The organism is Botrimarina sp., assembly GCF_040219535.1.
Classification (GTDB): Bacteria; Planctomycetota; Planctomycetia; order Pirellulales; family Lacipirellulaceae; genus Botrimarina.
The window spans coordinates 141414-153732 of record NZ_JAVJSH010000029.1; the positions used below are offsets into that span (position 1 = coordinate 141414).

Annotated in this window: 10 protein-coding genes; all 10 read left to right on the forward strand. The window is 69.4% G+C overall.

The window, feature by feature from the left end:
- Positions 1-63: 63 nt before the first annotated feature.
- The 10 genes from RIC11_RS16800 (at position 64) to RIC11_RS16845 (ending at position 12260) form a co-directional block, all read left to right on the forward strand.
- Positions 64-1287 (forward strand): glycosyltransferase family protein, encoded by a 1224-nt coding sequence (locus RIC11_RS16800; RefSeq protein ID WP_350213379.1) that lies wholly within the window; start codon positions 64-66, stop codon positions 1285-1287.
- 171 nt (positions 1288-1458) lie between these two features.
- A complete protein-coding gene (gene sppA / locus RIC11_RS16805; RefSeq protein WP_350213381.1) occupies positions 1459-3435 on the forward strand; it encodes a signal peptide peptidase SppA in 1977 nt (658 codons plus the stop codon).
- Between the two features lie 90 nt (positions 3436-3525).
- On the forward strand, positions 3526-3651 hold the full coding sequence (locus RIC11_RS16810; protein ID WP_350213383.1) for a hypothetical protein: 126 nt from the start codon (positions 3526-3528) through the stop codon (positions 3649-3651).
- A gap of 153 nt (positions 3652-3804) precedes the next feature.
- Positions 3805-5118 (forward strand): adenylosuccinate synthase, encoded by a 1314-nt coding sequence (locus RIC11_RS16815; RefSeq protein WP_350213385.1) that lies wholly within the window; start codon positions 3805-3807, stop codon positions 5116-5118.
- 125 nt (positions 5119-5243) lie between these two features.
- Entirely contained in the window at positions 5244-6005 is a 762-nt protein-coding gene (uppS, locus tag RIC11_RS16820) for a polyprenyl diphosphate synthase (RefSeq protein WP_350213387.1), read from the forward strand.
- A gap of 38 nt (positions 6006-6043) precedes the next feature.
- On the forward strand, positions 6044-6985 hold the full coding sequence (locus RIC11_RS16825) for a phosphatidate cytidylyltransferase (RefSeq protein ID WP_350213389.1): 942 nt from the start codon (positions 6044-6046) through the stop codon (positions 6983-6985).
- A gap of 206 nt (positions 6986-7191) precedes the next feature.
- On the forward strand, positions 7192-8133 hold the full coding sequence (locus RIC11_RS16830; protein WP_350213391.1) for a PhoH family protein: 942 nt from the start codon (positions 7192-7194) through the stop codon (positions 8131-8133).
- 13 nt (positions 8134-8146) lie between these two features.
- On the forward strand, positions 8147-10444 hold the full coding sequence (locus RIC11_RS16835; protein ID WP_350213393.1) for an HD family phosphohydrolase: 2298 nt from the start codon (positions 8147-8149) through the stop codon (positions 10442-10444).
- An 83-nt stretch (positions 10445-10527) separates the two neighbouring features.
- Positions 10528-10980 (forward strand): rRNA maturation RNase YbeY, encoded by a 453-nt coding sequence (gene ybeY / locus RIC11_RS16840; protein WP_350213395.1) that lies wholly within the window; start codon positions 10528-10530, stop codon positions 10978-10980.
- Positions 10977-12260: a hemolysin family protein gene (locus RIC11_RS16845; RefSeq protein WP_350213397.1), complete on the forward strand. Its 1284-nt coding sequence runs from the start codon at positions 10977-10979 to the stop codon at positions 12258-12260. The genes ybeY and RIC11_RS16845 overlap by 4 nt, the downstream gene beginning before the upstream one ends.
- Positions 12261-12319 lie beyond the last annotated feature (59 nt).

The following is a 12319-nucleotide window of genomic DNA, read 5'->3' on the forward strand; positions in this document are numbered from 1 at the left end:
CTCCCGCCGCCGGCTGAGCCCAGCGGCTCGCCAGTCCGCCTTCCGCCTTCCGCGGTTCCGAAAGTGCCCGACTTCGCCCAACGCGGACCGATCACGACCCTGCACGACTTCGGCACGACCGACGCGTCGCGGCTCGAGGTGCTCCTGCGTGAGGCGGTCGTCCAGCGGCCTATCGGGCTGGTGTTGCCGATCACCGCGGCCGACATGCGGGCCGCGCCCTTCGGGCAGATGGTCGCCGAACTGGCGAGGGCCGACTACCTTCACACGATCGTCGTGGTGCTCAACCGCGCCGGCAGCCCGGACGACTACGCCGACGCGCGGCGCAAGATCGAGCCGCTCGGTGGGCGGGCGCGGCTGCTCTGGACCGACGGGCCGCGCGGCGCGGCCGCGACCGACGAGCTGGCCGAGGCCGGCTTCCACGTGACCGCTCCGGGCAAGGGCAGGGCGGTCTGGTTTGGGTTCGGGTTCTTGCTCGCCGACCCGAGCGTCGAGGCGTTCGTCCTCCAGGACGGCGACATCGAAAACTACAACAACGACATGCTGGTGCGCCTCGCGCTGCCGATGGCCCACCCCGGCATGGACTTCCATTTCTGCAAGGCCTACTACGCGCGTTGCACCGACCGGATGCACGGCCGCGTGGTGCGGCTGCTCGTCGTCCCGCTGCTGAGGGCGTTGATCTCGGTGATGGGCAACGACCCTTACCTGGTCTTCTTGCGGAGCTTCCGCTACCCGCTCGCGGGGGAGTTCGCCGTGACCGCGCAGCTCGCGCGGAGCAACCGGATCCCGTGCGACTGGGGCCTCGAGGTGGGCACGCTCGCCGAGGTGTTCCGCAACACTTCGCCGAAGCGGGTCGCGCAGGTCGACATCGCGCGGCTGTACGACCACAAGCACCAGCCGCTCTCGCTCGACGACAAGTCGAAAGGGCTGATGAAGATGGCGCGCGACATCCTCGCCAACATCTTCCGCACGCTCTGCAGCCGCGGGATGGTGTTCGCGCGGGGGCACTTCATCACGCTGCAGACGGCCTACCTCCGCCTGGCGCAGGACGCGATCCGCCAATACCACGCGGATTCTTTGATGAACGGGCTAGAATACGACCGCCACAGCGAAGAACAGGCGGTCGAGGGTTTCGCCAACCTGATAACCGCCACCGGCGACGCGGTGCACGACGACCCGACCGGGCAGCCTGCGCTGCCGACTTGGACCCGCGTCGTCACGGCGATGCCGCACATTCCCGGCCGGCTGCGGAGCATCGCCCGGGACGACGCCGCCGAGTACGGCGGCTGAACGGTGCGGCGCGACGCGCAAACCGGCGGCGATCCGGGCGCCGCCCGCCAGCGGCACGGCACGCCCCCGCGGGGTACCATGACGGGGCCACGCGCCGGCCCACGCGGCGCTCCCCGGTAGTGCCAACACGATCAACCGATCCAACCCGACTCCTACCCGTTGGTCCGAGCTATGCAAACCACCCGATTCTCGCTTTTCTGGCTCTTCGCTCTGTCGCTGTGTCTTGCGGTCGCTCCGAGCGGGGCCGGCCTGGCTGCGGACGAGCCCAAGTCCGACCAAGCCGCCGAATCGTCGTCCGACAAGGCCGACGAGGAGGGCGCCAACGAGCAAGCGTCCGATGAAGAGCAAGCCGCTAAGGAGGGCGCCAACAAGAAGCGATCCGACGAGAAGCGATCCGAAGAGATGAGCCCGGCCGCGCGGCGCGCGGCGGAGCGCTCGCGTAAGCGGGAGGAGGAGGCCAAGAAGGTCCGCTACGCGTGGTTCGAGATCGACGGGGTCTTCCCCGAGTCGCCCGGCGGTTCGGGTCCGTTCGGCGAACTGTCGACCGACCTCCGCAAGACGGTCGCGCGGATCGACGAAGCCGGCGAAGACGACAAGATCCAAGGACTCGTCGTCGAGGTCGGCGCGCCCCAACTCGGATCGGGCCAGCAGCACGAGGTGCGGCAGGCCATCAAGCGCTTCCGGGAGAAAGGCAAGCGCGCGGTCGCGCTCCTCGAGACCGCCGAGTCGGCCGGCTACCTCATCGCCTGCGCCTGCGACGAGATCGTCATGCCCGAGTCGGGCTACCTGGTCGTGCCGGGGGTGCGGGCGCAGCCGCTGTTCTTCAAGGGGATGCTCGCCAAGCTCGGCCTCAGAGCGGACTTCGTCCACGTCGGTGAGGCGAAGGGCGCGGCCGAGCCGTTCACGCGGCGCGACTGGAGCGAGCCGGTCGAGGAGAACATGACGGCGTTGATCGACGACCTCTACGAGCACATGGTGGACACGATCACCATGGAACGGCCGATGACCCGCGCGGCGGTCGTCAAGGCGATCGACCGCGGCCTGCTCACCGCTAGCCAAGCGGAGGAGGTGGGCCTCGTCGACCGCTTGGCGTACGGCAGCTCGCTGCGCGGCGACCTGGAGGAGCAGATCGGCGCCGACTCGTTGGTGTTCGTCGTCAACTACGGCAAGAAGAAGGTCGACACCGATTTCAGCGGCCCGGCCGGGTTCTTCAAGCTCATGGGGATCATGGCCGGGGCGAAGAAGCCGTCCGAGAGTTCGAGCGACGCGCTCGCGCTCGTCTACGCGGTCGGCCCGATCATGACCGGCGAGAGCGAGGTTGACCCGTTCGGTTCGAGCGATTCGGTCGGCTCGACGACGATCGTCAACGCGCTCCGCGAAGCGGCCGACGACGACGACATCAAGGCGATCGTGCTCCGTGTCGACAGCCCCGGCGGGTCGGCGGTCGCCAGCGACCTGATCTGGCGCCAGGTGAGGCAGATCGAGAAGCCGGTCGTCGCCAGCATGGGCAACGTGGCCGCGAGCGGCGGCTACTACATCAGCATGGGCTGCGACTACGTCTACGCCGAACCGACGACGGTCACCGGCTCGATCGGTGTGGTCGGAGGCAAGGTCGCTATCAACGGGTTGCTCGACAAGATCGGGATCACCACCGACCTCGTCGCCCGGGGCGAGAACAGCGGCATGTTCAGCCTGCTGGACAAGTTCAGCGACACGGAGCGCGAGCGGCTCGTGGGCCTGATGGAGGAGACCTACGACCAGTTCACCGCCAAGGCGGCCGAGGGGCGGGGGCTTTCGCAGGAGCGCGTCAAGGAGCTCGGCGGCGGCAAGGTCTACACGGGGCGTCAGGCGAAGCGGCTCGGCCTGGTCGACGACCTGGGCGACCTGCACGACGCGATGACCAAGGCCAAGGAGCTGGCGGGCATCGACCCCGACAAGAAGCTCCGCCTCGAGACCTACCCCGAGGCGGTCGACTTCTTCGAGTCGCTGTTCGGCACAAACGACGAGCAGCGCGAGGTGACGGTGCGGATCGAAACGGCCCTGCTCCCCGAACTGGAGCAGATCACGGCGCGGACCGCGTGGTTCCGCAAGCTGTTCGCCCGCGAGCCGATCGGGTTGGTGATGCCTTTCGATTTGCGGCTGGAATAACGCCGTTGGATAGGCGCTGCGAACGGTCGGCGTCGTCGGCTTCCGCCACGGCGCCCGGCTCCCCCGCGCCGGCAACCTGCCCGAATCGCCGTGAACAGCGGTGTCGAGTTGGCGCGCGGCGAGTCGGGCCTGCTCGTCGCGCTGTTGGTCGCCATCCTCTCTTGGCCGCTCTGCCTGATCGCTTGGCTGGTCGTCCGGCCATCGCGGCCGAATTGAACCGGCCCGCAGTTCCCGCAGCGCGGCCTCGATCGGATCCTCTCCCCCGCCCCTCGTCCCTCCGCCACAGCCCGTTGACCCTCTTCGCCGGAGCCTCCTAAACTACCGGGCTGCCTTCCCCGCCCCCCGCCCGCTAGATATGAGAGTGCTCCCGTGCCCGGCACGTGTGTTATCGGTCTTCACTGGGGCGACGAGGCCAAGGGCAAGATCGTCGATCTGTTGACGCCTCGGCACGACTTCGTGGTCCGCTACCAGGGCGGGGCGAACGCGGGGCACACGGTCGTCGTCGGCAAGGAGGTCTACAAGCTCTCGCTGCTGCCCAGCGGCGTGCTCACCGAGGGGGTGACGAGCGTCATCGCCGGTGGGGTGGTCATCAATCCGGCCAAGGCGATCGAGGAGCTCGACGAGCTCGCCTCGCGCGGCGTCGACGGCCTCGAGAAGAACCTGAAGATCAGCGACAGGGCGCACGTGATCTTCCCCTGGCACGTGGCCGAAGACCGCGCGCTCGACAGCAACACGTCCGACGGCGAGAACATCGGCACCACCCAACGTGGCATCGGCCCCTGCTACCGCGACAAGGTGGCCCGGTCGCACGCGATCCGCGTGGGCGACCTGTACCGCGACGACCTGCGGCAGACGATCCAGCACGTGGTGGCCGCCAAGCGGCCCGTGATCGCCGCGATGGGGGGCGCCGACGCGGCCGAGTCGCTCGACCCCGAGGCCATCTACAACGAGTACACGGCCTACGCGGAGCGCCTCCGCCCGCACGTGGCCGACACGACCGAGATGCTCCTCTCGGCCGCCGAGGCGGGCAAGATGATCCTCCTGGAAGGCGCGCAGGGCGCGCTGCTGGACGTGGACCACGGCACGTTCCCCTTCGTGACCAGCAGCAATTCCAGCGGCGTGGGTGTCTGCAACGGGACCGGCCTGCCCGCGAAGTACGTGAACTTCACGATCGGCGTCGTCAAGGCGTACACGACCCGCGTCGGCGGCGGACCGTTCCCGACCGAACAAGACAACGCCGACGGCCAACGGCTCCGCGACCAAGGCAACGAGTACGGAACGGTCACCCGCCGCCCCCGCCGCTGCGGGTGGCTCGACGCGGTCGCGACGCGCTACACGGCCCGCCTCGGCGGCGTCGACGCCGTGGCGGTCATGCTGCTCGACGTGCTCAGCGGGTTTGAAGAGCTCAAGATCTGCACCGCCTACGAGATCGACGGGGAGCGGACGAACGTGTTCCCGAGTCACGTCGACGACCTGCGCCGGGTCAAGCCGGTCTACGAGTCGCTCCCCGGCTGGCGCGAAGACGTGACCGGCGTCCGCGCGCTCGAAGACCTCCCGGCCAACGCCCGAGGCTACCTGGACCGCATCGCCGAACTCGTCGGCCGCCCCGTGTGCCTGGTGTCGGTGGGGCCGGGCCGCGACCAGACGATCCTGACCGGCGCCGCCGAACAGCTTGCCGTTTGACGCGTCCTCTCGCGGCGAGGACGGTCGGTCTGGGCCTTCTGCGCTGCGGCGGCGACCGGCCTGGGCTAACCTAGGGGCGCCGCCTGGCCCGACAGCCGACTCCTCCAACGACGCCCCCCCCCGCGATGCCCGCCGATGCGACCGCCGACCTGCCCGCCGGCTTGGCGGAGCTGCCGCTCGAGCGCTGGCCGCGGCACATCGCGATCATCATGGACGGCAACGGCCGCTGGGCGGAGCGTCAGGGCCTGCAGCGGGTCGCCGGGCACGACCGCGGCGGGCGCGTCGTCCGGGCGATCACCCGCGAGTGTGCGCGGCTGCGGCCCATCCAGCAGCTCACGCTCTACTGCTTGTCGAGCGAGAACTGGAAGCGTCCGGCCGCCGAGCTGGAGTTCTTGATGGAGCTGCTGCACCAATACTTGGTCAGCGAACGCCCGATCATGATGGAAGACCACGTTCGAGTGCGTATGATCGGCCGCCGCGAGGGGATCCCACCGCACGTTCTCTCCGAGCTCGATCAGACCGAACAACTCAGTTCAACCAACGACGGCTTGCTGCTGAACCTGGCGATCAACTACGGCGGCCGCGGCGAACTGACCGACGCCGCCCGTGCGCTGGCGCGCGACGCGGCCGCGGGGCGTATCGACCCCGCCGAGATCGACGAGCAAGCCATCGCCGAGCGACTCTACACGGCGGGAGAGGCGGACCCCGACTTGCTCATCCGCACCGCGGGCGAGATGCGTGTCAGCAACTTCCTGCTCTGGCAGATAAGCTACGCCGAGATCTGGGTTACCGACCGCGCCTGGCCGGATTTCGACGAATCCACGCTGCACTCGGCGATCCGCGACTACGCGGGCCGCCAGCGGCGGTTCGGCGGCCTCGACAGCTAGCCCCGACCCTCGTTCCCTCGAGCCGACCCCGCCTCGACGTGCTCCACTGGCGACTGATCCTTGGCGTGCTCTTTGTCACGGTGATCGCCGTTCTGGCGTACTTCGATTTCGGCTCGAAGCACCCTGGTTTGGTGATGGCGCCACTGGCGATCGGGGCGACGTGGCTGGCCGCTGGCGAGCTGGTCCGGTTGTTCGAGCAGGACTCCCAGATCCCCGCGCCGTCCCGGTACCTCGTCGTGCCCGGCGCCGTGGCGACCGTCATCGCGAGCTGCGCGCCGATGGCGTGGTCCGTCGCCGAACGGGCGCCGATGGCGATCACCAGCGGCGTGGTCGGCCGTGTCGGTTGGGTGGCGATCGGTCTGGCTGCCTCGAGCCTCGTGGCGCTCTGCGCCGAGATGCTCCGCTACCGCACGCCCGGCTCGGCCACCACGCGGCTCGCCCTGGCGATCTTCGCGATCGCTTATGCGGGCGGCCTGATGGGCTTTGTGGTTCAGTTGCGGTTGCTACGCGGCGGGCCCTGGGGCGAGGACGGCCGGTGGGGGATGTTGGCGCTGGTGTCTCTTATCCTGGTCGTGAAGGCGAGCGACAGCGGCGCCTACGTCGTCGGCCGGTTGATCGGGCGGACCAAGATGGCGCCCGTGCTCAGCCCCGGAAAAACCTGGGAAGGCGCTGCGGGTGGGTTTGTGTTCGCTACGATCGCGACGCTGATCACCTTCGGCCCACTGGCGGCCGCGCTAGGTTGCGAAATCGATCGCAATTTCCCCTCTTGGTTCGTGGGGTGCTTGCTCTACGCGCTGTTGGTCGGCGCCGCTGGTGTGGCGGGCGATCTCGCCGTGTCGCTCCTGAAGCGTGACGCGTACACGAAGCATTCCAGCACGTGGATGCCGGGTTTCGGGGGCGTGCTGGACCTCTTGGATTCGATTCTCTTCGCCGCGCCGGTGGCGTTCCTGCTCTGGATCGGCCGGCTGGTAGGCCCGTGAGCGGCGCCGGCGAGAACCGGACGAGAAAAGCGCTGCAATCGCTACAAGCCGAAGAATGGCAACGGGTTGCGCCGCCCCCGCTTCGCGCCGCTGGGCAGGCCGCTGCGGGGTTGGGTATAGTTAGGGCGGCGCCACTCCACAGGTCGTCGGCAAGGTTCGTCGGGGTGGCTTTCGAGACCGACCGCTCAGGACGACACACACCGCGGATGATCGAAGCCACAATCCCTGTTGGCGGGCCGGAAGAGACCGTCTTGTTGTTCGGCGTCGGCGACGAGCACCTCAAGCGGGTCCGGCGCCACAACCCGGCACGGATCGCCACACGCAACGGCCGCATCCACCTGTCGGGCGAGGAGGCCGCTGTCAAACAGGCGACGGCGATCTTCGAGCGGCTCAAAGCCGCCGTCGGGCGTGAGGGGCCGCTCACGGGCGCCCGCGTCGAGGAGATCCTCGCCGAGGTGACGGGAGAGCGGCCGGCGCCGCCGAACGTCGAGGTCGTTATCCAGCAGCCGGGGATCACGATCCGGCCACGCACCGAGGGCCAAGCCAGTTACCTGCGGGCCATCCAGGAACACGATGTCGTTTTCTGCGTCGGCCCGGCCGGCACGGGGAAAACCTATTTGGCCGTCGCGGCGGCCGTCGAGGCGCTGCGGAACAAGCAGCTCCGTAAGATCGTGCTGGTGCGGCCGGCCGTCGAGGCGGGCGAGAGCCTCGGCTATCTGCCCGGCGACTTGCACGCCAAGATCAACCCCTACCTCCGCCCGCTGCTCGACGCCCTGGGCGAGATGATGGACTACGACCAGCTGAAACGCTACACGAGCGAAGACATCATCGAGGTCGCCCCGCTGGCGTACATGCGGGGCCGCACGCTCAACAACGCGTTCATCATCATGGACGAGGGACAGAACACGACGGTCCCCCAGATGAAGATGTTCCTGACCCGCATGGGGGCGAACTCGAAGGTCGTCGTCACCGGCGACGCCACCCAGGTCGACCTGCCGCCCCACACACGCAGCGGCCTGGCCGACGCCGTGGAGCGGCTCGACGGCATCGAGGGCCTCGCCTGCATCCGACTGACGGGACGCGACATCGTCCGACACCGGCTGGTGAGTCTCATCGTGGACGCTTACGAGAAGGGGGCCAAACGGTGACCCGACCGAGCGCGTGGCGACCCCCCGCGAGGGGCCCCGCCGCCGCCGGCTCCACCCGATCATGGCCGCCCCCCAAACAACCCGAACCCGCAGCCAGCGGGTAGCGACCGTTGAGCTGCCGCCCGGCAGGCTAGAGAGCCTGCTCGGTCAGCTCCGCCGCGGCGCGGTGGTGCTGCGCCTGGCGATGGCGGCCCTGGCGTGCCTGGCGCTGGTGATCATCACGCGCGGTTGGGACCCCCCGCCCGACTTCGCGCCGGGCGACGTCCCCTCGCGCGACCTCACGGCCCAGGTGGAGTTCAGCCGGCTCGACGAGCGGGCGACCCGCGAGGCCCGCGACCGGGCCCGCCGCATTGCCGAGGCCGTCTACGACAACGACCCGGCGCTGCTCACGCAACTGGCCGCGCAGGTGAAGAACGAGGTGGCGCGGCTCGCCGGTGCGGTCGAGCCCGACGAGGAGGACCTCGCTATCTGGGCGAGGTACGCGCCGCCCCGAGCCGAGGGCACGCCCGAACCTTCCGAGGACGAGCGGCTCAAGGACCTCGAAGAGTTCCGCGCCGCGTTGGCCGACGACGACGCGCGCGTCTCGTTCAGCAAGGCGCTCGACGAGACCCTGGCGCCGCTGGAGCAGCGTGGGCTGCTCGCGGCGCAGCCGACCGACGCCAACGCCCAGACGATCATTGTCCGGCGGAGCGGCCGTGAGGGCTTCGAACAGGTCGTGCCCGTGCGCGAGGCGCTCATCGGCAACGCACGCAACGACCTGGACCAATCGCTCAGGCGGCTGATGCCGAGCCTCGACCTGGCGCGGCACGCGTTCGCTAGGATCAACCCCGAGCTGCCGATCACGCTGACCCTCGACGAAGCGGCCACGCGCGAGCAGGCCAACCGCGAAGCGGCGGAGGTCGAGCCAGTCTACGAGAGGTTCCAGCCCGGCGACCGCCTCGCCGTGGCGGGCGAGCCGCTCGGCGAAACGCAGCTCGACCTGCTCCAGCGCGACTACGAGGAGTTCCTCGCGCAGCGGTCCGTCCCGGAAGTGCTGCTGCGCGGCCTTAGCGTGTTCTGGCTCGACGCGGTCATGCTGGCGCTGTGTGGCATCGGTCTGTACCGAGCGAACCCGGAAGCCATCTTCGAGCTGCCGCGCTACACCGTGCTGCTCGCGACGCTCTTGGTCGCCGTGGGCGCCATGGTGGCGGTGTCGGGCTCGGTGTGGCGGCTCGAGTTGATCCCGCTGCTCTTGCTCGGGATGACCCTGGCGATCGCCTACCGCCATCAGTCGGCGGTCTTGCTGACCGCCACGGCAGGCTTGTCGGTGGCGATCGCGTCGGGGTGGTCGCTCGGTGAGACCGCCGTTGCGGTGGCGCCGAGCATCGCCGCCATCTCGCTCCTCGACTCGGTCCGCCACCGCAGCAAGCTGCTGATGGTCGGTTTCGGCGCGGCGGTCGCCGCGATCCTCACGACGCTCGCCGTCGGCGCGTTGCAGGGCCAGCCGGCCTGGCCGATGATCCGCTTGGCGGTCGCGACGGGGCTTTGGTGCGTGGTGGCCGGCGCGTTGTTGACGGTTTCGCTGCAGCTGGTCGAGTGGGCCTTCCGCGTGCAGACCGATTGGTCGCTGATCGAACTGGGCGACCCCGCGCACCCCCTCCTGCAGGAGCTGGTGCGCCGCGCGCCGGGCACTTACAACCACTCGATCACCGTCGCTTCGATCGCCGAGGCGGCCGCCGAGTCGATCGGGGCGCGGGGTTTGCTGGTGCGGGTGGGCGCCTACTTCCACGACATCGGCAAGATGCTCAAGCCGGGCTACTTCATCGAGAACCAGGGGCAGAGCGGCAACCAGCACGACGCGCTCGTGCCCGCGATGAGCACCCTGGTGATCATCGCGCACGTCAAGGACGGCGCCGACCTCGCCCGGCAGAACCACCTGCCGCAGTGCATCATCGACTTCATCGAGCAGCACCACGGCACGACGCTCGTCGAGTACTTCTACCGACAAGCCCAGAAGAAGAGCGCCGAGCAGGACGCCAAGGTCGACGAGAGCCGGTTCCGCTACCCCGGGCCGAAGCCGCAGACCCGCGAGGCCGCGGTGCTGATGCTGGCCGACGCGGTCGAGAGCGCCAGCCGCGCGCTGGTCGAACCGACGCCTTCGCGCATCGAGAACCTCGTCGAAGACCTCACCCGGAAGCGCCTCGACGACGGCCAACTCGACGAGTGTGGGATCACGCTCCAAGAGGTCCACACCGTCGGCGAGAGCCTCATCAAGTCGCTCACGGCCGTCTACCACGGGCGCGTGAAGTACCCCGACCAGGAGACCGCTTGAGGGAGGCTGCAGGCTCTAGGCCGAAGGCGGTAGGGAGCCTTCCTCCCCGGACCACGCCTGTGACGCTGCAGACCCGCGATCCCATGGAAGTTGAGATAGCCAATCAGCAACCCACGCTCGCGGTTGACGAGGACCGCCTGCGGGGGGTGTGTGTCGCGATCGCCGCCGACGCGGGTTACCGAGAGGGGACGATCAGCGTCGCCGTGGTCGACGACCCAACGATGCACGAACTCAACCGGCGCCACCTCGCGCACGACTACCCGACCGACGTGCTGAGCTTCCCCCTGACCGACAGCCCGCCCCGCTTGGAGGGCGAGGTCGTCGTCAGCGCCGACACGGCGGCCGCCAACGCCGCCGAGTACGGCTGGCCCGCGGGGGACGAGCTGTTGCTGTACGTCGTGCACGGCGTGTTGCACCTTGTGGGCCACCGCGACAAGGCCGACGAAGAGACCGCGGCGATGCGCGCCGCGGAAGCCCACTACCTCCGCCGCTGCGGCGTCGAGCCCCCTCCGGTCGGGGAGGCCGCCTCGTCGTGAGCCAGTCCGCCCTCTTCTGGACCGCCGCCGGGTCGCTCGTAGCGACCTGCCTGACCGCGATCGGCGCCCGAGCGCTGCGCTGCTTCTCGCGCACGGACCTTCAAGAGATCTGCGACCGGCGCGACCGGCTCGACCGGTTCGGCGAGATCCTCCGGGGGCACGAGACGACCGCCCTGGGCGTCGACCTGATCGGGTCGTTCGCCGTGGGGCTCTTCTCGGTGTCCGCCTACGCGTGGAGCGTGGAGCGCTACAACGCGCAGGCGGCGCTCGCGCTGGCCGCGATCGGCGTGGGCTTCGTGCTGGCGATCCTCCGGGTCGCCACGAGCTGGGCGTTCACGCGCGTCTACGCGGAGCCGTTCCTCTACCACACGTGGCCGCTCTGGCGGCTGGTCGGCGCGATCGCCGAGCCGCTGCGGGCCGCCACCCGGCTGATCGACGCCGTGCTCCACCGGCTCGCCGGCCGCGAGGCCGCGCCGCTCGACGAGGAGTCCATCGGCGAAGAGATCCGCACGATCGTCACCGAGGGACACCGCGAGGGTCTCCTCGAAGAGGACGCGCGCGAGATGATCGAGGGGGTGATCGAGCTGGGCGACGCCGACGTGTCGCAGATCATGACCCCGCGGACCGACATGCACATGCTGCAGGTCGACCTCGCTTGGGAAGAGCTCCTCGCCGACGTGATCCGCATGGGGCACACCCGGATCCCCGTCTACGACGCGTCGCGCGACGACCTGGTCGGCGTCCTCTACGTGAAAGACCTGATCCCCGAGCTAGCCAAGGCCGACGTGTCCGAGCGCCTGACCGTCCGCGAGCTGGTCCGCAAACCGATCTTCGTGCCCGAGACCAAGGCCGTCGACGACCTCCTGGCGATGTTCCAACAGGAGCGGACCCACATCGCCCTGGTGCTCGACGAGTACGGCGGCCTGGCCGGCCTGGTGACCATCGAGGACGTGCTCGAGGAGATCGTCGGCGAGATCGTCGACGAGTACGACGAGGAACTCGAAGACGAGATCCGCGTCACCGGCGACGGGGTCTGCGAGGCCCTCGGCCGCGCCCACGTCGACGAGATCAACGAGCGGCTGGGCTCCAACCTGCCGGAAGACGGCGACTTCGACACGATCGGCGGCTACGTGTTCACCGCCCTGGGCCGCGTGCCCGAGCACGGAGAGCAGGTGCTGCACAACGGCTCGGTCCGGGTCACCGTGCTGGAGGTCAGCAAGCGACGCATCGAACGGGTCCGCGTCGAGCGCTTCCAGGCGCCCGCCGCCGAGAGCGCCTGAGGGCCGCCCGTTTCTCTTGACGCGCCCCGTGCCGGGCGCCTACGGTCCGCGGCCCGTCC